At 73.6% G+C, this 23,897-nt stretch carries 17 protein-coding genes; 10 read left to right on the top strand and 7 right to left on the bottom strand.

Features of this window, described 5'->3' with window-relative positions:
* Nucleotides 1-88 precede the first annotated feature (88 nt).
* Complete coding sequence (locus WME76_RS48035) at nucleotides 89-1,042, bottom strand: hypothetical protein (RefSeq protein ID WP_437962926.1); 954 nt, start codon at nucleotides 1,040-1,042, stop codon at nucleotides 89-91.
* Between the two features lie 1,390 nt (nucleotides 1,043-2,432).
* Between WME76_RS48035 and rpsL the strand changes: the two genes are divergently transcribed.
* The 9 genes from rpsL to rpsS all read left to right on the top strand — a co-directional run bounded on the left by rpsL (nucleotide 2,433) and on the right by rpsS (nucleotide 9,361).
* Nucleotides 2,433-2,831, top strand: coding sequence for a 30S ribosomal protein S12 (rpsL, locus tag WME76_RS48030; RefSeq protein ID WP_012233473.1), 399 nt, complete (start codon nucleotides 2,433-2,435; stop codon nucleotides 2,829-2,831).
* A 29-nt stretch (nucleotides 2,832-2,860) separates the two neighbouring features.
* Nucleotides 2,861-3,331: a 30S ribosomal protein S7 gene (rpsG, locus tag WME76_RS48025; RefSeq protein ID WP_012233474.1), complete on the top strand. Its 471-nt coding sequence runs from the start codon at nucleotides 2,861-2,863 to the stop codon at nucleotides 3,329-3,331.
* A gap of 309 nt (nucleotides 3,332-3,640) precedes the next feature.
* Nucleotides 3,641-5,755, top strand: coding sequence for an elongation factor G (fusA, locus tag WME76_RS48020; protein ID WP_437962925.1), 2,115 nt, complete (start codon nucleotides 3,641-3,643; stop codon nucleotides 5,753-5,755).
* Between the two features lie 9 nt (nucleotides 5,756-5,764).
* Nucleotides 5,765-6,955 carry an elongation factor Tu gene (gene tuf, locus WME76_RS48015; RefSeq protein WP_433933685.1) on the top strand — a complete coding sequence of 397 codons (1,191 nt, stop codon included), beginning with the start codon at nucleotides 5,765-5,767 and terminating at the stop codon, nucleotides 6,953-6,955.
* 10 nt (nucleotides 6,956-6,965) lie between these two features.
* The gene (gene rpsJ, locus WME76_RS48010; protein ID WP_012233476.1) at nucleotides 6,966-7,277 is read left to right on the top strand and encodes a 30S ribosomal protein S10; all 312 of its coding nucleotides are present in this window, start codon (nucleotides 6,966-6,968) and stop codon (nucleotides 7,275-7,277) included.
* A 13-nt stretch (nucleotides 7,278-7,290) separates the two neighbouring features.
* Nucleotides 7,291-7,914 (top strand): 50S ribosomal protein L4, encoded by a 624-nt coding sequence (rplD, locus tag WME76_RS48005; RefSeq protein WP_061606796.1) that lies wholly within the window; start codon nucleotides 7,291-7,293, stop codon nucleotides 7,912-7,914.
* A 15-nt stretch (nucleotides 7,915-7,929) separates the two neighbouring features.
* Nucleotides 7,930-8,226: a 50S ribosomal protein L23 gene (locus tag WME76_RS48000; protein ID WP_020733177.1), complete on the top strand. Its 297-nt coding sequence runs from the start codon at nucleotides 7,930-7,932 to the stop codon at nucleotides 8,224-8,226.
* A gap of 2 nt (nucleotides 8,227-8,228) precedes the next feature.
* Nucleotides 8,229-9,059, top strand: coding sequence for a 50S ribosomal protein L2 (rplB, locus tag WME76_RS47995; protein ID WP_437962924.1), 831 nt, complete (start codon nucleotides 8,229-8,231; stop codon nucleotides 9,057-9,059).
* A 2-nt stretch (nucleotides 9,060-9,061) separates the two neighbouring features.
* Nucleotides 9,062-9,361 carry a 30S ribosomal protein S19 gene (gene rpsS / locus WME76_RS47990; protein WP_020733179.1) on the top strand — a complete coding sequence of 100 codons (300 nt, stop codon included), beginning with the start codon at nucleotides 9,062-9,064 and terminating at the stop codon, nucleotides 9,359-9,361.
* A gap of 113 nt (nucleotides 9,362-9,474) precedes the next feature.
* Here the strand turns inward: rpsS and WME76_RS47985 are convergent, their stop codons facing one another.
* The 6 genes from WME76_RS47985 to WME76_RS47960 all read right to left on the bottom strand — a co-directional run bounded on the left by WME76_RS47985 (nucleotide 9,475) and on the right by WME76_RS47960 (nucleotide 20,049).
* Nucleotides 9,475-10,521 carry a tetratricopeptide repeat protein gene (locus WME76_RS47985; RefSeq protein WP_437962923.1) on the bottom strand — a complete coding sequence of 349 codons (1,047 nt, stop codon included), beginning with the start codon at nucleotides 10,519-10,521 and terminating at the stop codon, nucleotides 9,475-9,477.
* Nucleotides 10,522-10,526: 5 nt separating this feature from the next.
* Nucleotides 10,527-14,699, bottom strand: coding sequence for a protein kinase domain-containing protein (locus WME76_RS47980; RefSeq protein WP_437962922.1), 4,173 nt, complete (start codon nucleotides 14,697-14,699; stop codon nucleotides 10,527-10,529).
* Nucleotides 14,700-15,170: 471 nt separating this feature from the next.
* On the bottom strand, nucleotides 15,171-15,815 hold the full coding sequence (locus WME76_RS47975; RefSeq protein ID WP_437962921.1) for a tetratricopeptide repeat protein: 645 nt from the start codon (nucleotides 15,813-15,815) through the stop codon (nucleotides 15,171-15,173).
* A complete protein-coding gene (locus WME76_RS47970) occupies nucleotides 15,815-17,380 on the bottom strand; it encodes a protein kinase domain-containing protein (protein WP_437962920.1) in 1,566 nt (521 codons plus the stop codon). The genes WME76_RS47975 and WME76_RS47970 overlap by 1 nt, the downstream gene beginning before the upstream one ends.
* Before the next feature lie 132 nt (nucleotides 17,381-17,512).
* The gene (locus tag WME76_RS47965; RefSeq protein ID WP_437962919.1) at nucleotides 17,513-18,910 is read right to left on the bottom strand and encodes a GDSL-type esterase/lipase family protein; all 1,398 of its coding nucleotides are present in this window, start codon (nucleotides 18,908-18,910) and stop codon (nucleotides 17,513-17,515) included.
* Nucleotides 18,907-20,049 (bottom strand): SDR family oxidoreductase, encoded by a 1,143-nt coding sequence (locus WME76_RS47960; RefSeq protein WP_437962918.1) that lies wholly within the window; start codon nucleotides 20,047-20,049, stop codon nucleotides 18,907-18,909. Before WME76_RS47960 ends, WME76_RS47965 begins: the two co-directional genes overlap by 4 nt.
* Nucleotides 20,050-20,205: 156 nt before the next feature.
* On the opposite strand from WME76_RS47960, the gene WME76_RS47955 reads away from it, so the two are divergent.
* The gene (locus WME76_RS47955; RefSeq protein ID WP_437962917.1) at nucleotides 20,206-23,844 is read left to right on the top strand and encodes a protein kinase domain-containing protein; all 3,639 of its coding nucleotides are present in this window, start codon (nucleotides 20,206-20,208) and stop codon (nucleotides 23,842-23,844) included.
* Nucleotides 23,845-23,897: the final 53 nt, after the last annotated feature.

The raw sequence follows: 23,897 nt of genomic DNA, 5'->3' as shown, positions 1-23,897 counted from the left end.
GAGCCGGTGGCCTCGCGCGCGCCGGAAACGGGAGGAGGCGCGCGTCGGGGCTGTGTGCGCGCGCCCTCGCACGGCGAGGGCGAGCGGATCAGAACCGCGTGTGCAGCGTGGCGGATCCGGGGCCGAGCGAGAGCGTGGTCTGGGCGGGCGCCTTGGGCGCCTCGTCCGTGGCCGGCACCTTCTTGCCGCCGATGATCCAGAGCGGGATGCCCACGGCGAGCATGACGCCGCCTGCCACCGAGATGAGCGCGCCAGCGACCTGGCGGGGGCCGTCGGAGCGCGTGTCGCAGACGTCGGTGAAACCCCCGAAATCGCAGTAGATCTCGTAGCGCTCGCTCGCCGAGGCGAGCAGGCCCGTCCCGGCGAAGAACGCGATGGTGCCGCCGGCGGTGAGCGCGATGCCGCCCAGCATCAGGCCCGGGTTCTTCCGCCGCAGCGGAACCGGCGGCGGAGCAGGCGGGAGCTCCGCCGCGGCAGGCGGATAGCCCGGCGGCGGGTAGGCGCCGCCATACGGAGCGTAGCCGCCCTGAACACCGGGCGGCGGATAGCCTGGCGGCGGGTAGCCCGGCGGCGGGTAGCCCGGCGGCGGGTAGCCTGGCGAGCCTGGCGGCGGGTAGCCCGGCGGCGGGTAGCCTGGCGCAGCCTGAGGGGCCTGCTGCGGCGGCGCGGGGTAGGGCGGCCCAGGCGGGTAAGGCGCCGCGGCGCCGGGGGAGGTGGCCCCGGGTGGCGCGCCGCCGGGCGGCGTCGCAGCGCCGGTGGGCGGCGCGGGAGGCGCGCCGCCGGGCTGCGGCGTGGCGGCTGGCGACGCGGCGGCCGAGGGGGCCGCGCCTGGCTGCGCCGCGGCGCCGCCGGGCTGTCGCGGCGCGGCGGGCGCGGACGACCCTGCAGCCGGCTGTCGTTGGGGCGCCGGCTGCGCGACCGCCGTCGTCGCGGCGAGGAGGCCGGACAGGGCGACACCGAGCGGCAGGGCGAGCGCCCGCCCGCTGGAGAGCGGCGAGCGGCGCGGCGTTCGGGCGTCGGGAAAGGCAATCAAGCGAAGCATCTCGGGCGTCCTTTCATCGCGGCGGTTTCGATCCTTCCTACGGAGTCTCGGCGGGCCGCTGCGCCGGCTGCTTTGCGGGTGTGGCACCGGCCGTCGGCGTGGCACCGGCCGTCGGCGTGGCACCGGCCGTCGGCGTGGCACCGGCCGTCGGCGTGGCACCGGCCGTCGGCGTGGCACCGGCCGTCGGCGTGGCACCAGGCGGCGCCGCGGCCGCCGGCGTCGCACCGGCCGATGGCGCGGCACCGGCTGTCGGCGTGGCACCGGCTGTCGGCGTGGCTCCAGCTGGCGGAGCGGTTCCGGCCGGCGGCGCGGCTCCGGCCAGCGGCGTCGCTCCAGGCGTCGCGGCGCCCGGCTTCGCCGCAGCCCGCTTCGGCGTCGCGGTGGCTGCCGCCCCTGCAGCAGCGCTGGTCGCTGTCCCCCGCGGGGCGGCGCTGGCGGCCGCGCGCTGCGACGCAGCGGCGCTCGCGGGCGCACCTTCGGCCGCTTCCGCCGTGACGATCGTGGGGGGCGAGGAGTCGACGGGAGGTCGAGCCGACAGCTCGCCTGACGTTCTCGGTGCAGCGGGGTCCGCGCTCGAGGGCTCCCCGGCAGCGTGCTCCCGTGACAGCGGAGCGGCGCTCGGGGGCTCGGCCCGCGGGCGCTCCGGGGTGCGGGGGGACTGCGCGACGAAGACGATCACCGCGGAGAGCGCCACGACGCCGAGGAAGACCAGGAGCACACGCTCTCTCCCCGTCCTGGTCCGCGCGCTCCCGCCGCGCGCTCGGGCGGCCTGCGCGCTCTTCGGCACGGCGGCCTGCGCGCTCTTCGGCGCGGCGGCCTGCGCGCTCTTCGGCGCGGCGGCCTGCGCGCTCTTCGGCGCGGCGGCCTGCGCGCTCTTCGGCGCGGCGGCCTGCGCGCTCTTCGGCGCGGCGGCGTCGCGCGATCGCGCGCGGAGCGCGTCGTCGCCACGGCCATGCGTCGCGGGCTCGATGCGCGCTTCCGTGGGTCGTCGTTCCGTCGCCTCGTCGCCCGGATCGCTCCGCGACGAGGGCGCCGTGATCGCCGTGTCCGCGCGGGACGCAGTCCCCAGCGTGACGCCGGGTCGCCTGGCCGTCCGCCGGCTTTCCCTACGCTGGGCGCGTGAAAGCTTCTTCGCCACGCAGCGACCGTACCGAACAGCAGCCGGGCCGCCAAGAGCCGCCCGCGCGCGTCCGCGTTCGCTTCGTGCCGCGCGCGGGCGCAGCGCGCGGCCAGCCGCGCATCACGAGCGCGTCCCCCGGCGTCGCGCAGGATCACCCAGAAGAACCGCCTGCGGAAGCATCCAGCACGAACGGGTGTCGTCCCGCTTGACAGGTTTCTGCTCCTGGGTATCCTGCGCGTCCCCATCCCTCAGGTGGAAATCCGCGTCTCTATGCCGACCATCAGCCAGCTCATTCGCCAAGGCCGCGAGGCCGCCCGCTACAAGACGGCCTCTCCTGCGCTCAAGTCCTGCCCGCAGCGCCGAGGCGTGTGCGTCCGTGTTTATACCACGACGCCGAAGAAGCCCAACTCGGCGCTCCGCAAGGTCTGCCGTGTCAGGCTGAGCAACCAGATGGAAGTAACGAGCTACATCCCGGGCGAAGGCCACAACCTGCAGGAGCACTCGGTCGTCCTCATCCGAGGCGGCCGTGTGAAGGACCTGCCGGGCGTGCGCTACCACGTCGTCCGCGGCACGCTCGACGCGTCCGGCGCCGCCGGGCCGAGCTCCACCAACAAAGCGACCCGCAACCGCAAGCGCTCGAAGTACGGCGTGAAGCGCCCGAAGGCCTGACCGGGCGATAGCCGAGCAGAGGAACGAAGATGCCCCGTCGTCGCGAAGTCCCGAAGCGGAAGATCATTCCGGACCCGAAGTACAAGGACAAGCTCGTCGCCAAGTTCACGAACTCCCTGATGCAGTCGGGCAAGAAGGCGACCGCCGAGGGGATCCTCTACGGCGCGTTCGACATCGTGCGCGACCGCTTCAAGGAGGAGCCGATCGACGTCTTCCGCAAGGCGCTCGACAACGTGAAGCCGAAGCTCGAGGTGAAGAGCCGGCGCGTCGGCGGCGCGACCTACCAGGTCCCCGTCGAGGTCCGGCCCGAGCGCCGCGTCGCGCTGGCGATGCGGTGGCTCGTGACCTACTCGCGCGGCCGTGGCGAGAAGACGATGCGCGAGCGGCTCGCCGCCGAGCTCGTCGACGCCGCGCAGAACCGCGGCAACGCGGTCAAGAAGCGCGACGACACGCACAAGATGGCGGAGGCCAACAAGGCGTTCGCCCACTATCGGTGGTAGACACCGAGACCGCCAGCGCAGATCATCGATCTGCGCTGGTTCGTCCATTTCATGTCCCGGTGACCAGGCGAGGAGACGCGTAGAGCGAGATGGCACAGTCGACATAAGGATCGGGTTACAGAGCCGGTCTTCTCGAGGGAGCGCGACAGCGCTCACCGTCGCGAGACCTAGAAAAGCTGCTGCTGTACCCCGACACCCTCTCCAGGTTCAAGTGCCCGCCACAACAGCGGCGGGCCGGGCTGGAGAGGGTGTTTTGCATCCTGAGTCCGGAACACTCACCCGACGCATCAACACCACGGAGAAGGAACAGTGGCACGCGAGTACAGCCTGGAACGGACGCGCAACATCGGGATCATGGCCCACATCGATGCGGGCAAGACCACGGTCACCGAGCGCATCCTTTATTACTCGGGTGTCAACTACAAGATCGGTGAGGTCCACGAGGGCGCGGCCACGATGGACTGGATGGTCCAGGAGCAGGAGCGCGGCATCACGATCACGTCCGCCGCGACGAACTGCTTCTGGACGCCGGTGCAGGGATCCCAGAAGGGCGTCTCTCACCGCATCAACATCATCGATACCCCCGGCCACGTCGACTTCACCATCGAGGTCGAGCGGAGCCTGCGGGTGCTCGACGGCGCGGTGGCGGTGTTCGACGGCGGCAACGGCGTCGAGCCCCAGAGCGAGACCGTCTGGCGCCAGGCGGACAAGTACGGCGTCCCGCGCATCGCGTTCATCAACAAGATGGACAAGGTCGGCGCCGACTTCGACATGTGCGTCGACTCCATCCGCGAGCGCCTCGGCGCCAACCCGGTGGCGATCCACTACCCGCTCGGCGCGGAGGACTCGTTCCGGGGCGTCATCGACCTCGTGACCCTCCAGGCCGCCGTCTTCGACGAGGAGACGAAGGGCCAGAACATCAGGTGGCAGGAGATCCCGGGCGACCTCCTCCCCCGGTGCAAGGAGCTCCGGGAGAAGCTCCTCGAGGCGGCCGCCGACTCGAGCGACAAGGTGATGGAGAAGTTCATCGCCGGCGAGCTCGACAAGATCACCGAGGAGGAGATCCACGCGGCGCTCCGCGCCGGCACCCTGAGCTTCAAGATCGTCCCCGTCCTGTGCGGCTCGGCGTTCAAGAACAAGGGGGTCCAGCTCCTGCTCGACAGCGTGGTGAACTACCTGCCGTCGCCGGTCGACATCAAGGCCGTCGAGGGGACGCTGCCCGACAAGAAGGACAAGGTCGTCTCGCGCAAGGCGAGCGACGACGAGCCGTTCGCGGCGCTGGCGTTCAAGATCATGAACGACCAGTTCGGCAACCTCACGTTCTTCCGCGTCTACTCCGGCACGACGAAGAGCGGCGTCAGCGTGCTCAACTCGACGCGCGGCAAGCGCGAGCGGTTCGGGCGCATCCTCCGGATGCACGCGAACAAGCGCGAGGAGATCGACGTCTGCTACGCCGGCAACATCTACGCTGCCGTGGGGCTCCGCGACACCCGCACCGGGGACACGCTCTGTGACGAGAAGCACCCGATCGTGCTGGAGCGGATGGAGTTCCCTGACCCCGTGATCTCGATCGCGATCGAGCCGAAGACCAAGGTCGATCTCGACAAACTCGGGCTCAGCCTGCAGAAGCTCGCCTACGAGGACCCCTCGTTCCGCACCTTCACGAACGAGGACACCGGGCAGACGATCATCGCCGGGATGGGCGAGCTCCACCTCGAGATCATCGTCGACCGCCTGAAGCGCGAGTTCAAGGTCGACGCCAACGTCGGCAAGCCCGAGGTCGCCTACCGCGAGACCATCGCGAAGAAGGCGACGGACGTCGAGGGGCGCTTCGTCCGGCAGTCGGGCGGACACGGCCAGTTCGGCCACGTCCGGATCGACATCGAGCCGGCCGAGCGCGGCGCGGGCTTCGTGTTCGAGAACGATATCGTCGGCGGCATCATCCCGAAGGAGTTCATCCCCTCGATCGAGAAGGGCATCCGGGACGCGATGGGCCGCGGCGTGCTCGCGGGCTACCCCGTCGTCGACATCAAGGTGCGGCTCCACTTCGGCAGCTACCACGAGGTCGACTCCTCGGGCCCCGCGTTCGAGGTCGCCGCCTCGATGGCCTTCCAGGACGGCGCCAAGCGGGCGGGCCTCGTGCTCCTCGAGCCGATGATGGCCGTCGAGGTCGTCTCTCCCGAGAACTACCTCGGGGACGTCATCGGAGACCTCAACTCGCGACGTGGCCGCATCCTCGACATGGGGCAACGCGCGAACACCCGGGTGATCCGAGCGGAGGTACCGCTCGCCACCATGTTCGGTTACGCGACCGACGTCCGTTCAAAGACGCAGGGCCGCGCAACCCATTCGATGCAGTTCTCTCATTACGCACCGGTTCCAGCAGCGATCCAGGAAGAGATCGTCGCCAAGCAGCGAGGTTAAAGATACGCCATGGCCAAGGAGAAATTCACTCGTACGAAGCCGCACGTGAACGTGGGCACCATCGGTCACATCGACCACGGCAAGACCACGCTCACCGCGGCGCTCGTCAAGGTGCAGTCGAAGCGCCAGCTGGCGAAGGCGATCTCGTACGCCGATATCGCGAAGGGCGGGACGGTCCGTGACGAGACCAAGACGGTGACCATCGCGGCGGCGCACGTGGAGTACGAGTCGGTCAACCGCCACTACGCGCACGTCGACTGTCCCGGGCACGCCGACTACATCAAGAACATGATCACCGGCGCGGCGCAGATGGACGGGGCGATCCTCGTCGTGTCGTCGCTCGACAGCGTGATGCCGCAGACGCGCGAGCACGTGCTCCTCGCCCGCCAGGTCGGCCTGAACCACATCGTCGTGTTCCTCAACAAGTGCGACGCCGTGGACGACCCGGAGATGCTCGACCTTGTCGAGATGGAGGTCCGCGAGCTCCTGTCGAAGTACAAGTTCGACGGCGACAACGCGCCGGTCATCCGGGGCGCGTCGCTGCCGGCGCTTCAGGGCGACCCGAAGTGGGAGGAGACGATCCAGCAGCTCCTCAACGCGCTCGACAGCTACATCCCCGAGCCGGTGCGCGACATCGACAAGCCGTTCCTGATGGCGATCGAGGACGTGTTCTCGATCAAGGGCCGCGGCACGGTGGCCACGGGCCGCATCGAGCGCGGCATCATCAAGGTCGGCGACGAGGTCCAGATCATCGGCTTCAAGGACACGAAGAAGTCGGTCGTGACCGGCGTCGAGATGTTCCGGAAGCTGCTCGATCAGGGTCAGGCGGGCGACAACGTCGGCTGCCTCCTCCGCGGCGTGGAGAAGGAGGAGATCGAGCGCGGCCAGGTGCTCGCGAAGCCCGGGTCGATCACGCCGCACACGAAGTTCACCGGTGAGGTGTACGTCCTCAAGAAGGAGGAGGGCGGGCGCCACACGCCGTTCTTCACCAACTACCGGCCGCAGTTCTACATCCGGACGACGGACGTGACCGGCACGGTGAACCTCCCCGAGGGGGTGAAGATGGTGATGCCGGGCGACAACATCACGATGACGATCGAGCTCATCGCCCCGGTCGCGCTGGAGGAGCAGATGCGCTTCGCCATCCGCGAGGGCGGCAAGACGGTGGGCGCCGGCGTCGTCACCAAGATCCTCGCGTAGGAAGAGCAACATGGCTGATACAACGAAGATCCGGATTCGCCTCAAGGCGTTCGACCACCAGCTTCTCGACAAGTCGACGAGCGACATCGTCGAGACGGCGAAGCGGACCGGCGCGCACGTCGCGGGACCCATCCCGCTGCCCACCGAGATCCGCCGCTACACGGTGCTCCGGGGGCCCCACGTCGACAAGAAGTCGCGCGAGCAGTTCGAGATCCGGACTCACAAGCGGCTTCTCGACATCATCGAGCCGACTCAGCAGACCCTCGACGCGCTGATGAAGCTCGACCTTTCGGCCGGCGTCGACGTCGAGATCAAGAGCTAGGAGTCCAGGTACCATGAAGGTTACCGTTTACAACCTCAAGCGGGAGCAGGTCGGCGAGCTCGACCTCTCGGACGAGGTCTTCGGGACCGAGGTGAAAGAGCACCTCTTCTACGAGGTCGTGAAGGCGCAGCTCGCGTCCCGCCGCTCGGGCACCAAGGCCACCAAGGAGCGGAGCGCGGTCGCCGGCTCCACGAAGAAGCTCTATCGCCAGAAGGGCACCGGCCGCGCTCGCCAGGGCTCGATCCGCGCGCCGCACCACGCGGGCGGCGGCATGGCACACGCCCTGGAGCCGAAGGACTGGTCGTACCGTCCGCCGCGCAAGGTGCGCATCGGCGCCCTGAAGAGCGCGCTCTCCCTCTTCGCGAAGGAGGGCCGGCTCATCGTGCTCGACAGCCTGGAGGTCCCCGAGGTCAAGACCAAGGCGATCGCGGCCACGCTCACGACGCTGCAGGCGGATCGGAAGTCGCTGGTCGTCGACACGGCCGGTAACGAGAAGCTGGTGAAGAGCCTCCGCAACCTGGAGAACCACCAGTACCTGCCGCCGGAGGGGGTCAACGTCTACGATCTCCTCAGGCACGACCACCTCATCGTCTCGAGGGACGCCGCCAAGGCGCTCGAGGCGCGTTGCCTTCGCTAGTCAGGGGAGTCCGCCATGCAGCCCGAGCAGATCATCCGCCGGCCCATCATCCTCACGGAGAAGTCGAGCCGGCTCCGCGACCAAGGCAACAAGGTCATCTTTGAGGTCCGCCGCGAGGCGAACAAGATCCAGATCAAGGACGCCATCCAGACGCTCTTCAAGGTGGGCGTGGTGGACGTCAACACCATGATCATGCGCGGCAAGGAAAAGCGCATGGGGCGCGGCTATGCGAAGCTGCGCAATTGGAAGAAGGCGATCGTCACCCTCAAGGAGGGTGACGAGATCCAGTTCTTCGACGAGAAGGCGGAATAGCCATGGGAATCAGATCCTTCAAGCCGACCTCGCCGGCGCGGCGTTACTACTCGGTCAGCGACTTCAAGGAGATCACCAAGGTCGAGCCCGAGCGGTCGCTGCTCGAGCAGCAGACGTCCACCGGCGGCCGGAACAACAACGGCCGGATCACGTCGCGGTTCCGCGGCGGTGGTCACAAGCAGCGCTACCGGATCATCGATTTCCGGCGCGACAAGATCGGCGTCCCGGCGAAGGTCGCCACCATCGAGTACGACCCGAACCGGACGGCGCGCATCGCGCTGCTCCACTACGTGGACGGCGAGAAGCGCTACATCTTGGCGCCCGACGGCCTCGCGGTCGGGGCGACGCTGCTGGCGAGCCGGAACGCGGACATCAAGCCGGGCAACAGCCTGACGCTCCGCTTCATCCCGCCCGGCACGTCGATCCACAACGTCGAGGTCAAGAAGGGCAAGGGCGGCCAGCTCGTCCGGTCGGCCGGCGTCGCTGCCCAGCTCATGGCGAAGGACGGCGACTACGCGCAGATCCGCCTCCCGAGCGGCGAGATCCGCAAGGTCCACCTCGATTGCCGCGCCACGATCGGGCAGGTGTCGAACTCCGACCACGCGAACATCAGCCTCGGTAAGGCCGGTCGCTCGCGCTGGCTCGGCCGCCGGCCGCACAACCGGGGTGTCACGATGAACCCGGTCGATCACCCGATGGGCGGCGGTGAGGGCCGGACGAGCGGCGGGCGCCACCCGTGCTCGCCGTGGGGTCAGCTCGCCAAGGGGCTCAAGACGCGGAACAACAAGCGCACGGACTCGATGATCGTCCGGCGGCGCGGGACCAAGGGTTAGTCATGCCGAGGAGCATCAAGAAAGGGCCCTTCATCGACGGTCACCTGCTGGAGAAGATCCAGGCAGCCCAGGCGACCAATGCGAAGAAGGTCATCAAGACGTGGTCGCGCCGCTCGACGATCCTACCCGAGTCGGTCGGCCTGACGTTCGCCGTGCACAACGGGAGGAAGTTCGTCCCCGTGTTCGTGACGGAGAACATGGTCGGCCACAAGCTGGGTGAGTTCGCCCCGACGCGCACGTTCCACGGTCACTCCGGGGACAAGAAGTCCAAGGTCGCCAAGGGCGGCCCTGGCGGTCGCTGATCTCTCCGCGGCCAGCGCGAGAGCATCGACGGCAAGCGGGCGGGATCGCAGCAGCGATCCCGCCCGTTCGTCTTTGGAGCGCGGCGCGGACGCCCGGCCGACCTGGAGCCGCTTCAGAACGCGCCGCGCACGCCGACATAGCCGGGCGCGACGAGGAGCTGTGGTGAGGCGGTGGCGCCCTGCGGCTCGCCGGCGCCGCCGCCGGTGAAGCTCAGGATGAACAGCGTCGTGCCGGTGACGAGCCCGAGCGCGCCGACCACGAGGCCGACGTTCGCGACCGTCTTCTGGGTCTTGCCCGCGTCGACGTCGTCCTGGCGCTCGATGGGGCAGGGGCCTCGGCACGTCTCGGCGAGATCGCTGTAGGTGCTGTTCGCCATCAGCCCGGCGATCGTGAACACGCCGAGCCCCGCCACGCCCACGCCGCCGGCGACGTAGGCGTAGGGTCGCAGGTACTCCCTCGGCGAGGGCGACTCCGGCGCGGGCGGGATCGAGCCCTCGTCGAGGAGCATCGCGTTGTCGTCAGGGGCCCCGGGCGGGGCGCTCGCGTCGGCGTCGATCGGCAGCGTCTTCGCTTCGCCCGGCGACAGATCGACGGTCTGCGGGATCGAGGTGATCCTGGTGCGCAGGACGATCTCGGCCTTGCCGGGCTTGACCGGGTACGGCTTGCCCCACCGCTCGCGGGGGACCTCCTTGCCGGCGATCGTGAGCGACGTCGCCGACTCCGGGCGCGCCACCGTGACCGTCACGAGCGCGATCTTGCGCGTGAGCTCGTCTCGCTCCAACTGCGCCGTCTGCTCCGTCTGGGCGTAGCGCGGCTCGGTCTTCGCGCGCGCCGCGGCCTCCGCCGCGACCCCCTCGAACTCGAGGTACGCCTCCGTATAATCGCCGAGCTCGGCGAGGCAGCGCGCGATGTACAGGCGCGAGTTCGGGCTCGCCACCGCGGCGTACGAGGCCCGGAACTGCTCGAGCGCGAGCGCGTAACGCCTGCTCTCGAAGAGGGCAGCGCCCTTCTTGAACAGGCTCTGCGCCCTCTCCACCGCGTCCGGCGCCGGCGTCGACGCGGCGTCGTCCGCGGCCGCCGCGGGCCCGGGGAGCGTGCACAGGCAGAGGCAAGACGCCGCACCGAAGAGCAGCGCACGGAGCCAGGGTCGAGATCGCACGGTGTTCAGATACCCGAGGGGTTGTACTTCTTCTTGGTGGTCGGTTTGCCGGTCGCTGCGGGCTTGGGCGCAGGCTTCGTCGTCGTGGAGGTCGTCCGGGGGCGCGCCGTCGCCGCTGGGCGCGGCGGCTGCGGGGCGGCTGCGGGCTTCGGCGTCGCCGCGGCCCCCTGCGCCTGCGCCGTCTGAGGAGGCTTCTGCGTCGCCTCGGGAGGCGGCTCGGCGGCGGGCTTCGGCGGCTCCTCCGGAGCCGGCGGTGATGGCGGCTGCGCCGCCTGCGGGGGCTCCGCGGTCGCCGGGGTCGCCGGCGGGGCGGCGCTGGCCGCGGGCGCGGCGTTGTCCGCCGTCGCGGTCGCGGGCAGCGCGTCGACGCGCGCCTTGCCGATCTCGGTCGTGTTGCGCTCGTCGCCGCTGCGCGCGACAAGCGCGATGGCGCCGATCGCCACGCAGAACATCGCCGCGCCGGCCACGATGAGCTGCAGCCGCTTGTGCCGCTGCGCTGTCTCGTACGAGCGATCGACCGCCGTGACCTCACCGACGTCGTTGGCCAGGCTCCGGGACCCGCCCCTCGCGAACCGGGCGCTGAGCGCTGCGGCCCTCGAGGCGGGCGGATCCGCCGCCGCGAGCACCTTCGACGCGGGCGTGCCGGCCGCCGGGAGGACCCGCCGGACGGACGCGCCGAGCGGCTTGCCCTCGCGGGGAGAGGCCGGCGCGCCCGCCGCCTCCGCCGGCCCGCCGAGCGGGAGATCGGCTTGAAGCGCCGGCGCGATGATCAGCCGCGGCGGGGTCTGGGGCGGCTGCGCCGGCGCCGCCATCTCCTCGATCGAGATCGGCTCCAGGCTGATGGGGCTCTCGTCTTCCTGCGCCGCAGGCGGGGAGGCTTGCGCTGCGTTCGACCTCGGACCGGCGGCAGCCGCGGCCGGCGCCGCGCCGGCGACGCCGAGCGCGCGCTCGCTCGATCCCGGGCTGACGTCGGCGAGCGAGGCCTGGAGCTCCGGAGAGATCGCCGGGCGGGGCTCCGAGTTCTGCGCCGCGCCGGCGTCGACCGCCGCGATCGCATCGCGGAGCTCCTGCGCGCGCCTCGCCTGGGTATCGCCGATCGCCAGCCGCACAAAGGCGGCCACGTCCTCGTCGGTCGTGGGCTCGCCGAGGCTCGACGCCACCTGATCGATGGCCCGCTGCATCTCGGCGCACGTCGAGAAGCGGTTGTCGCGATCCTTCTCGAGCGCCTTGAGGATGATCCTCTCGAGCTCGGGGTGGATCGCGCTGTTCAGCTCGCGCGGCGGGAGCGGGGCCTTGATGGTGATGTTCTCGACGGTCGAGAGCTCGGTCTCCGCGCGGAACGGGTGCATCCCCGTCGTGAGCACGTACAGCAGCGCGCCGAGCGAGAAGATGTCGCTCCGGCGATCGATGGGGAGCCCGCCGAGCTGCTCCGGCGAGAGGTACGGCGTCTTCCCCTTGATGATGCCCCCGGCGCGCGTGATGTGCAGGCGCCCCTTCGACTTCGCCACGCCGAAGTCGACGATCTTCACGAACCCGGCGGTCGAGATGAGCACGTTGGCCGGCGAGATGTCGCGGTGCACCAGATCGAGCAGCGCGCCGCTGTCGTCGCGGAGCTCGTGCGCGTTGTGGAGCCCCGCGCAGATCTGCGAGGCGATGCGGAGCACGATCCGCTGCGGGATGCCGCCGAGCTTCTTCGCGGCCTTCTGGAGCGTGCCGGCCGTCTCGCCGTCGACCCACTCCATGACGATGTAGAGGACGTCGTCCTCCTCGCCGAGGTCGAGGATCTCGACCACGTTGGGGTGACGGACGCGCGCCGCGACCCGCGCCTCGTCGAGGAACATCGACTCGAAGTCGGGGTCGTCGGAGACGTCCGGCAGCATCGTCTTGATGGCGACGATCTTCCGGAAGCCGCGGGTGCCCTGCAGGCGCGCGGCCCAGACGGCCGCCATGCCTCCCTTGGCGACCGGAATGAGGATCTCGTAGCGGCCGAGGGTGCTCCCCGGGCCCAGCCGATCCACGGCCGACGCAGCGCGGCCCCACAGTTTCGTCGGGCCCTGCGACCCGGTCGGCGTGTGGAGCGTCCTGGAGATCGGCGGCAGGTCGACGCCGCGCGCGCTCTCCGGCGTCACCGCGGTCAGCGGCGCGGGCGCCGCGCCTGCCGAGACGACGGTCGACGCGGATGACGGAGCCTTCTGCGTGGCAGGCGTCGCTGGCGCGGCGGCCGGCGATGGGGCCGCAGGCACGGGCGTCCGCGGAGGCGCGGCTGCGACGGGCGGGGCGGGCGTGGCGGGCGCCGTCGCTGCTGCGGGGCCGCGCGGCATGGCAGGCGCCGCGGGCACCGCCGGCACTGCGGGCGCCACGGGCGCGCGAGGCGTGATCGGCGCCGCGGGCACGGCGGCTGCGCGGGACGCGGTCGGCGCCGCGGGCGCGCGGTGCGCGGCAGGCGCCGGCGGCACCGCGGGCACCCCAGGGACCCGCGGCGGCGGACGGCTCGACGATGTCGCGGGCGCGGCGGCCGGGGACGCCACGACGGAGGTCTTGCCCGGGACCTCGGGAGGCGCCGGCACCGCCCGAACTGCCGGCGGGCGCGGCGGCCTCGGGGGCCCCGGCGGGACAGGCGTCGGCCGCTTCGGCGCCGCACCCTCGGCGGGCGTGGGCGTCACGCGGGCCGTCGCGAGGCCGTCGCCCGCATCGCCGGGCCGCGGTATTGCCGCCCGCTCCTTCACCGCGGCCGCCGGCGGCGTCGGTGTCGCCGCGGTCGCCTCGGGGCCGGCCACCGCGGCGCCGCGGCTCTCCGTCCGCTCGCTCGACGGCTCGATCCGCGGAAGGGTCTCCGCAGGGGGCCGCGGCGCGGGCAGGCCGCGGGCAGGGCCTTCATCCACCGAGCCCCACGCGGTGTCGACGTCGGCGTGCGCCACCCCGGCGCCCGCCGGCGCCGCGCCGTTCGACGCGCCCGCCGCCCTGGTCGCCATGCCGTTCTTCAGCGCTGCCGCGCCGCCCGACGGGCGTAGCTGGCTCGCACCGCCCACGGCGACCGGCGGGGTGCCCGGCGTGGTCGGCGCCCCGCGCGGGCGCGGAGACGGCGCGGTGATGCCGTGCCGCGGTCCGTCGCCGCGGGGGGACAGCGCCGCCTCCGGGATCGCCAGGCCCACCAGCGTCGCCCCGCGCGCGCGTGGCGCCGGCCGCGACTCGGTCGCGCCCGCGACGCCCGCCATCGCCGCGGCGATCATCGTCCTGCGCGGCTCGATCGTCCTGCCGGCCAGCCGGCTCAGCGCCGCGGCCACGTCCTCCGGCGCGGCGATGCGGCCCGCGCCCGCGGCCTCCAGCGCCGCGAGCATCGCCGACGCGCTCTCGAAGCGGAGCGCCGGATCGCGCTCGAGCGCCGTCCGGACGACGTCGCCGACCTCGGCCGGGACGACGCCCGCGAGCGGCGGGATGGGCGCCGTCAGCACCTTCTGGATGACCGCCGTCTCCAGCTTCGACGAGAACAGCCGCTGCCGCGAGAGCAGCTCCCAGAGGATCACGCCGACCGAGAAGAGATCGGCGCGCGCGTCGAGCGGGGCCGCGGTGTGCGCCGCCATCGCCTTGACGCGCTCCGGCGCGGCGTAGGCCAGCCGATCGGGGTTCCTCGTCCCCATCGGCGCGAGCCCGGAGATGGCCCGCGCGACGCCGAGCCCGCCCACCCGCGTGACGCCGTCGACGCCGACGAGCACGTGCGTCGGGTTCAGCTCGCCGTGCACGAGCGCCGGCTCCGCCGCGTGCGCGGACGCGAGCGCGCGCAGCACGTCGGCCGCGATCCGGAGGGCGACCGGGAGCGGCAGCCCCTCGGCGCCGGCCGCCGACACCAGCGCGCCGAGCTGCTCGCCCTCCACGTACTCCGAGACGATGAAGACCTCCCCGTCGGCGATGCGGGCGTCGAGCACCGAGGCAACGTTGGGAAAGCGGAGCTGCTGCGCCGCGCCGGCCTCGCGGAGGATGCTGTCGGCGGTCTCGGACTTCTTCGTGAGGTGCCGGTAGATGCGCAGGATCGTGACAGGCGGCGCGCCCTTCGCGTCGCCCTCGGACGACGCGCGCGCGAGCCACGTGGAACCGATGCCGCCGCCGGACAGCTCTTTCAGCAGCTCATAATTGCCGAGTCGCGAAGCAGAGCCCGCACCGGGCGGCCTGTCGAGCGCCATGGGACTTGCATGCTATCAGGACGGCAGAAGCTGGATCCAGCGTTCATGGCCGGTTACACGGCGGGTTGGCGCGTGTCCGGAGCGCCCTGTCAGGCGAGCTTCGCATGCAGCGCGCGCGGCGCGACGCGCACGCTGGCCAGCGCCGCGCGCCGCGACGCCCTCGCCTCGGCGAGCGCTCGCGCGCGCCTCGCAGCTCGTCCCGCGGCTTGACACACGCCCGCGCGGAGCTCCAGGAAATCCCGCGAGATCGCCGCCAGGAGCGGACGCGGCCGCGGCGCGATCACGCCCGCGACGATGGTCGCTGGCGCCTCCGCGCGCACAGGTGCTCGGGTGTGGGGAGCTCGGCGCGCGCCGATCCCGCCAGCACCGCGCGCGGCAGATCGGGCCAGGCAGAGGCGATCAGAAACCGGAATTGCAAAGGAAAAGCGCGACGTATGTCATGCCCGCGTCAGGGACGACGGTCCGTCGAGCTCAGGGCTCCGATGCGCTGCTCGGGACGGGATGAACGGTCAACGTCACGAACCGGGTGCGGCGCTCGTGGCTGGAGAACGCGCTCGCCGCGACCGGGATCCCGTGCCGGAGCGCCACGGCCACGTGAGGGCCCGGATCGACCCGGATCGCCCGCGACGGCTGCGCCACCTTGCCGTCGAGCAGCACGGTCACGCCCTCGGTCGCGCCCGCGAGGTTCAGCACGATCCTCGGCATCCGCCCCTCGAGGTCCTGGAGGCGCGCGTCGATCTCGGCGAGCACCGCCGGCGTCGCGGGCCGCGCGGTCGCGCGCGCGTCCTGGTACGTCTGCTCGGCCTTTCGCAGCCGGCCGAGCCGTTCGTGGCAGAGCCCGATGTGGAACGTGACGTTCGCGGTCGGCCGGCGGCGGGCGATCGCCTCGAACCGATCGAGCGCGTCTGCCCAGCGTCCAGCGCCCTCGAGGGTCAACCCCCGCGCGAACTGGAGCCGCAGCGCGCGCGTCGCGCCGTCGTCCTGCGCGTCGGTCGCGCCGTCGTCCTGCGCGTGCAGCCATGAGGGGGAGAGCAGCGCCCAGCAAATGAGCCCGAGCGCGGCGGCGCGCCGGCGGGAGCGCCTGCGCAGAGCGGAGGTGGGTGCGGCGTTGATCATCAGAATCCAGGGCTCGTGATGCGGGAGCGCGAGGCCCCGCGCGGCGCCTGCGAGCGCGGGGGCTTGTCCTCGGAGGCGGCCGCGATCTCGGCGCTCACCGGGTCCGTCGAGGCGAGCTCGGGCGAGCCGGGCGCGCCGTCGCAGGTCGCCGCCTCCTGGGCCGGCGCGCCGCTGCTCGCCTTCCCGGGCGCGCCGTCGCCGCGCCGGGACGCGGCGCCGCTCCCGGCGAAGGCCGCGGCCAGCACGGGGCGGAGGCTCTCGCGCGCCGCGCCCCCGGCCTCCGCGTCCGTCTGCTCCCGCAGCGCGGCCGAGGTGAGCGCCGCGACGAGCGCCGCCGCGCCCGCGAGCCGGAGCGTGAGGCTCGCCGCCGCGCGCCGCCGGGCGTCCGGCAGCGGCGCGACGCCGAGCGTGCGCCCGAGCGTCGGCGCCTCGCGCCACCGACGCGCCTGCGGCCGCGAGGCCCAGAGACGGCCGAGCGCGCGCAGGGCGAGCCTCGACGGCGCGGCGCGCGCGATGAGCTCTGGCAGCGCGTCGCGCACGAGGCGCTTCCGCGGCGCGGCGCGCGCGATGAGCTCCGGCGGCGTGTCGATCGCGATGAGCCTCCGTGGCGCGGCGCGCGCGATGAGCTCCGGCGGCGCGGCGAGCGCGCCGCGCGGGCGCGTCGCCTCGACCGACCGCGAGCCCGCGGACCGCGGCGAGAGGATCACGAGCGGCGCGGGCGCGCTCGCGCCGAGGTCGTCGAGCGCGGCCTGCAGATCCGCGCGCAGCGAGGCCGCGTCCAGGTAGCGCCGCGCCGGGTCCTTCTCGAGGCAGCGGCCGACGATCTTCCGGAGGCGCGGCGGGATCGACGACGGGAGCGGCGCCGGCTCGGTGTCGAGGATGCGCCGGAGGACCGCGTGGTGGTTGCCTCCCCTGAACGGCTGCGCGCCGCTGAGCGCCTCGTAGAGCATGACGCCCACCGCCCAGAGATCGGCGCGCGCGTCGATCGTGCGCTTGCCCAGCACCTGCTCGGGGCTCATGTACGAGGGCGTCCCGAGGAGCTGCCCCTCGATGGTGAGCGCGTCGCCCGCGCCGGTGAGCTGGCTGATGCCGAAGTCGACGATCTTCGGTACGACCCCCTCGCCGGGGACCATGGCCATCACGATGTTCTCCGGCTTGATGTCGCGGTGCACGACGCCCTCGGCGTGGGCGGCCGAGAGCCCGCTGCACACCTCCATGAGGACGGGCACGACCTCCTCGGGCGGCAGCGGCCGGTTCGGGATCAGGCGGTCCGCGAACGGCGACCCGCGCAGGAGCTCCAGGGCCAGGAAGAGGTAGCCCTCCTCCTGGAGCTCGCCGGCGTCGACGACGCCGACGATGTTCCGGTGCTGGAACTTGCCGATGATCTTCGCCTCACGGACGAACCGCCCGATGACCTGCTCGTCCTGGATCGCCGGGGACAGCTTGAGCGCGACGTCCCGACCGATGAGCTCATGGCGCGCCCACCAGACGCTCGACATCCCGCCCGAGCCGATCGGCTGGATCAGTCGGAAGCGACCTCCTGCAACGTCTCCGGCATGCAGCATGTGCCCCCTTCGCCCATCGCGCGTGAGAGAAGCCTTCACGCCGACCAAGCACGAGAGCCGAAAAGCACGAGCAAGGCCACCGGGCTGGATCCGCCGTCGCCGTCGGACGGAGCGTGCAGGCGAAACCGCCCGTCAGGGGCGGTATCGCTCGAGGATGTCGTTCGAGAGCTTCACGCCGAGCTCCCGGTAACCGCGGAACGTCAGGTGGACCCCATCGCGGGACGCGCGCGGCGGGCGCTCGCGGTACCAGGCCTCGATCGAGCCCCTCCCGCCCATCGCCTCGTACGTGTCCCAGAACGCGCAGCCGCCCTCCTGGGCGGCGTCGCGCAGGGCGTCACGGATGACGGGCGTGCGCTCCGGCGCGTCCTTCCGGTCCGTGGGCGCGAGGACCAGGCAGTCGACGTCGGGCTCGACCCTGCGGGTACGGGCGAGCAGCTCCGCGAGCTGCTTCGCGTAGAGGGACGGATCCGTGGTGACGTCGCCGGCCTCGTTCGTGCCGTACTCCAGCACCACGAGCTCCGGCGAGCGCCGCGCGAGCTCCGCAGCCCAGGCGAGCTCGCTCCACCGCAGCGCCGTCGCCAGCCGGGCGCCGTTGATGCCGAGCGTGTCGACCACCACCCCGGGTCTCGCCTCCGGGTCGGTCTCGACGACCAGCCCGCAGAGCTCGGGCGCGCCCGACGGCACGACGCCGAGCTTCGTCGCGCCCACGCTCGCCAGCTTCGCGTGCTGCAGCGCGCCGGGGGCGTCGCCCGGGGCTGCGCGGAGGATCTCGCTCGGACCGCCCTCGATCGTCACCGCGAGCTCGTCGGTCGGCGCGCTGGAGCGAAAGCACACGTCCCAGAGCAGCCGCGTGGAGGGCCCGGCCCCGGTGACCGCGATCTCGGCGCGCACCGGGCCCCTGTGCGCGCTGAAGAGGATCCCCCCGAGGCCGAAGACGCCGTCGTCCACCGGCGTGGAGCCGCCCGGCGTCTTCGGGCGCGTCCGCCACTTGCCCTCGGTCGTGAGCCGCGCGCCGTCGTGGCGGTAGGCGGCGTAGCCGAGGTGCACGAAGCCGAGCCCGCCGTCGCCGAAGCGCCGCTGCAGCGCGGTGCGGAGCGCGCCGCTCCAGAAATCCGCGGCGGCGTGCGAGTCGCCGAGCCAGGCGACGCGCACGTGGTCCTTGCGGCGCCCCTGCTCCATCGCGCGGAGCGCCGCGAAGAAGTGGGCGTAGGGCCCGTCCTCGGGGCGCACCAGATCCAGCTCCGGCGGGCGCGCCGGCGCCGGATCGGCCCGGCGCGGCGCGGTCGCGTCAGGCGCAGCGGAGTCGGCGCTGCGCGGCGGGAGCGCCGCCGGCGAGGGGGGCGTGGGGGCCACCTCGGGCGTCGGCGGCGCGACGTGCTCGCGGGTCGAGCTGCAGCCGAGCGCCGCCGCGACGAGCTGCGCCGCGGTCACGAGCAGCGCGACGCAGGAGCGCCGCCGCGGGGCGCGCGGGAGAGCCGCGCTGCGCCCCGGGACCTCCGCGCGGGCCGCGGAGCACGCCGCGCCGCTCACGACAGCGGATCCTCGATGTCGAGGTCGGCGTCCGCGCTCGCCTCGATCTCCTGGCGCTCGCGCCGCTCGCGGACGCGCTCCTGGACGGCGCCGACGAGCACGTCGACGTACGACTCGAAGGGCGGGCAGGCGACCCCCGCGCCGGCGAGCACGAGGTCCGCGTTCCGGGCGTCGTAGCGCACCGGGGTCATGAGCTGCTCGACGAACGCGCGCGGGCTGCGGACGAAGCGCTCGATCCCGGGCGTGCGGAGCAGCGCCTTGGCGAGGTTCGACGGGATGTGGCCGCGCGCGGCCCGGCGGCCGCTCGCCCGGGCGATGAGGTCGAAGACCCGCCGCGCCGAGAGCGGGTGCGGGTCGGCGACGTGGAAGGTGCGGCGCGGCGCGAGCCGGTGCAGCCCGATCGCGTGCGTCGAGCGGACCACGAAATCGATGGGGACGATGTTGAGCGGCACGTCGCCGCGACCCGGCATCGGGATCGCCATGTCGGCCGGCGCCGCCATGATGAGCAGCACCAGGAGGTACAGGCCGTCGAGCCTGTCGATCTCCCCTGTCGCAGAGTCACCCACCACCGTCGTCGGCCGGACCACCGCCACCGGCACGTGGCGCATCGCCCGCCGCACGAGCACCTCGGCGCGCATTCGCGTCTCCTCCACAGGATTGCGGAACGCCTGACCGGCCTCGAGATCATCCTCGTACACCGTACCGGTCCGGTCGCCCGCGACGAACGCGGTCGATTGAAGGACGAGGCACTGGAGCGAGGCGCAGGCGCGCGCGAGCTCGAGCACCTCGGCGGTGCCGACGACGTTGACGGTGTGGGCGGTGCTCCGGTCGGCGCCGGCGTGGCTCACGGACGCGAGGTGGTGGATGCGGTCGACCTCGCGGGCGAGCTGCCGGAACTCGACGCCCGACAGCCCGAGATCCATCGCCGTGACGTCCCCCTCGAGCAGCACCACGCGCTCGCGGTCCGCCGCCGGGAGCGCGTCGCGCTCCGCGCTCGCCTGCGCGGACGACTTCGCGAGCACCACGGCGTAGACGAGCGTGCGCGGCTCCGACGCGAGGATGTGCTGCAGCATCTTCCGCGCGATGAACGAGGGGAAGCCGGTGATGAGCACCACGCTGTCGTGGCCGGGGCGAGGCATCGGCCGGAGCTTACCGCAGCAGTGCGCCTGCTCCGCAGCTTTCCGTTGACGCCGCCTCGGACGAGCGCGGAGCGACGCGGGCGTACGCTGCAGCGCGCCCCGGGGCGCGGGCTTCCCCTATCAGCGACGGCGGTCCGACGTATAATCGCCCGGCTGATGCGCCCGGGAGTCACGGTCGCGGACCGTTTCAGGATCGAAGGCCTGGCGGGATCGGGCGGGATGGGCTCGGTGTACCGGGCCACGGACCTGACCGACGACAGCCCCGTCGCGCTGAAGGTCCTGCACCGGGGGGCCGAGCACCAGGAGAGGCGGCTCGAGCGCGAGGCGCGGCTGCTCGCGGAGCTGCGCCACCCGGGGATCGTCCGTTACGTGGCGCACGGGGTCACCGGGGATGGGCAGCGCTACCTCGCGCTCGAGTGGCTCGACGGCGAGGATCTCGCCGCGCGCGTGGCGCGCGAGCGCCTCGGCGTGGACGGCGCGGTGGCGCTGCTGCGGCGCCTCGCGGGCGCGCTCGGCGCGGCGCACGCGCGGGGGATCGTCCACCGCGACGTCACGCCCGGCAACATCTTCCTGCCGGGCGGCGCGCTGGAGGCCGCCAAGATCGTCGATTTCGGCATCGCCCGCGCCGTCGCCGGCGCTGGACCCGACTCCGTGCCTGGTGGCCTGCCCGCGCGCGCGGGCAGCGTCGGCGTCCTCCGGCAGGGCGAGCGCGCGGGCGCGCGCAACGGGGTGACGCTCGGGACGCCGGGGTACATGGCGCCCGAGCAGGCGCGCGGCGGCGCGCTCGTCGACGCCCGCGCGGACGTGTTCTCGCTCGGGTGCGTGATCTGGCACGGCCTCACCGGCCGGCCGCCGTTCGCCGGCGATCAGGTGATGGCGATCCTCGCGAAGGCCGCCCTCGTGGGCCCGCCCCGGCTGTCCGAGCTGCGGCCCGACGTGCCGGCCGCGCTCGACGACCTCGTCGCCTGGATGCTCGAGAAGGAGCCGGACGGCCGCCCGCGGGACGGGAGCGAGGTCCTCGCGAGCGCGGCGGAGCTCTGCGCCGCCATGGAGCAGGCGAGGGACGCCCGCGACGACGCCGCGGCGAGCGTGCGGCCCGCGCGGGCGCTGGCCGAGAGCGTCGCGGTCGAGCAGCGGCTCATCAGCGTGGTCCTCATCCATGGCGCCCTCGCGAGCGACGTTGCCGCGGCGGCGCCCGCCTCGGACACCGCGACCGGCGCGCCGCGGGCCGAGCTCCCCGAGCTCGCGCCGGAGGCCGCTGCGCCGCGCGCCGGGCCCCACGAGCCCGCGCCCAGGGCCGCGACCGAGGCGGCGATCCGGGCGGCGGTCGCGCCCTTCGGCGGTCGCGTCGACAGGCTCGCTTCCAGGTGGCTCGTCGTCACGCTCTCGGACGGCGAGGCCGAGCCGCAGGCAGCGCCGCCGCGCGCCGCCGGGGCGGCGCCGAGGACGCCGACGGACGAGGCAGCGCGCGTTGCGCGCTGCGCGCTGGCGCTGCGCGCGCTGCTGCCCGCGCACCTCTCCGTCGCGCTCGCGATGGGCCAGGACGCCGCCTCGGGGCGATGGCCCGCGCGGCAGGTGATCGAGCGCGCCGCGGCGCTCCTCGGCGCCCGCGCGCGCGGCGGGCCCGAGCGCGCCGCCGGCGGCGCGAGGGGCGGCGCGCCCGCGCACGGCGGCGTCCTGATCGACGACGTGACGGCCGGCCTCCTCGCGCTCGGCCGCCCCGAGGTGGAGCGCCTCTACGCGGAGCTCTGGGCCGGCCGCGACGCCATCGAGGTCGGGCTCGACGGGCTCTCCCGCGGCGCAGAGGGGGAGCTCGTCCGCGAGGCGCCCGGCCAGGACGCCGCGGCGCGGGCGCGCGTCGACGGCGGCGCGGCGGTGCGCGCCTTCTGCCTCGAGGAGCTGATCCGGTCGATCGCCCGCGGCGACGCGGAGGCCTCGCCCGAGACGGTGCTCGCGATGGCGCACGCCCGCCTCGACGACCTGCACCCGGCCGTGCGGCGCATCCTCCGCGCGGCGAGCATCTTCGGCGAGGCGTTCTGGCGCGGCGGCGTGGCCGCCCTGCTCGGCGGCGCGCAGAGCGCCCCGGAGCTCGACCGGTGGCTCTCCGAGCTCGTCGCGCGCGCGTTCGTCGAGCGGCGCCCCGCGTGCAGGTTTCCTGGCGAAGAGGAGTACGCGTTCCGCCACGCTCGCCTCCGCGAGGCCGCCTACGCGACGCTCACCCGGGGCGACCGGCTCCTCGGCCACCGGCTCGCGGGCGCGTGGCTCGAGCAGGTCGGGGAGCTCGACGCGCTCGCGCTGGCGGAGCACTTCGACCACGGCGGAGAGCACGGCCGGGCGATGCGGTGGTTCCTGCGCGGCGCCGAGCAGGCGCTCGCGCGCGGCGATCTCGCCGCGGCGATCGCGCTCGCCGAGCGCGGGGCGCGGCACGGCGACCTCTGCGACCGGCTGGCCGACGCGGATCCCGACGAGGAAGGCGGCGCCTCGGCCGGCCCGCGCAGCGCGCGCGGCGGCGAGACGCTGGGCGCGCTGCGCCTTGTCCAGGCGGAGGCCCACCGCTGGCGGGGCGAGCTCGAGCAGGCCCAGCGCTGCGCCGCCCAGGCGGCGCGGCGCCTGCCCCGCGGCGCGCCGCTCTGGTTCCGCGCCGCCGACGAGCTGATGATCGCGAGCGGCCGGCGGGGCGACACCGTGCTCACGACCGCCTGGGCGAAGGAGGTCGCCGCGTGCGGCGATCTCGCCGCCGAGGGGCCCGGCGACGAGGGCGCGCGGCGCCCGGAGGTCCGCGCCGAGCCGCCCGCGGCGGGCGTCGCGGTAGACCCCCGGGCGGCGCGGGTGATCGCCCTGTGCTCGGCGGCGCGCCAGCTCTTCCCCGCGGGGCGCTACGCGGAGGCGAACGCGCTGATCGCGCGGGTCCGCGCGCTCGCGGCGGATCACGCGTCGCTCACGCCGCGCGTCGCCGCCGAGGTGCACCGGCTGCTCGGGGCGCGGGCGCGGCACGTCGGCGATCCCGCGGGCAACCTCGCGGGCTACGCGGCCGCCATCGACGCGTTCGAGCGCGCCGGCGACGCCCGCGACGCGTGCAGCGCCCGCGTCAACCTCGGCTTCGCGCTCCTCGAGGTCGGCGACGTCGCGCGGGCCGGCGAGGAGCTCACCGCCGCGCTCGAGGCGGCCGAGCGCATGGGCCTGCGCGCCGTCGCGACGCGCGCCCGGCAGAACCTCGGCCGCGTGCTCACGGCCCGGGGCCAGCTCGACGAGGCGCTCGCGCTCGCGCGGCAGGTCATCCTGGAGTGCCGCGGCCAGGGCAACCTGCGCTTCGAGGGCGGCGCCCGCGTCCACGCCTCCCTCATCGCCCACGCGGCCGGCGATTTCCGCGCGGCCGAGTCCGACGCCCGCGGCGCCGCGGAGCTCCTCGAGGTGGCGCCGCCGTCCCGCGCCGGCGCCCTCGCCGCGCTCGCGCGCGCCCTCACGGCGCAGGGGCGCGTCGACGAGGCGCTCGCCGCGTCGCGCGAGGCCTCCGAGCTCCTCGCGCGCCACGGCGGCATCGAGGAGTTCGAGTCGCTGGTCCTCGTCGCCTTCGTCGAGGCGGCGCGCTCCGCGGGGGACCTCGAGGGCGCTCGCGCCGCCGCGGCGCGGGCCCGCGGCCGGCTCCTCGCCCGGGCCGCCGCGATCCCGGAGCCCGCCCTGCGCGAGAGCTTCCTGCACCGCGTCCGCGAGAACGCGATGCTGCTCTCGCTCGCGCGCATCTGTCTCGGCGAGTCCTCCGTGGTCGTCGCCGCCCGCCGCGCCTCGAGGCCCTGACGCGCCGCTGCGCCCGCGTCGCGCCTCGTCGCAGCCCTGGGCCTCCTCTCGGC

It is taken from the genome of Sorangium sp. So ce119 (genome assembly GCF_051524405.1).
Taxonomy (GTDB): domain Bacteria; phylum Myxococcota_A; class Polyangia; order Polyangiales; family Polyangiaceae; genus Sorangium; species Sorangium cellulosum_G.
This window is presented reverse-complemented; position numbering and strand designations above follow the sequence as displayed.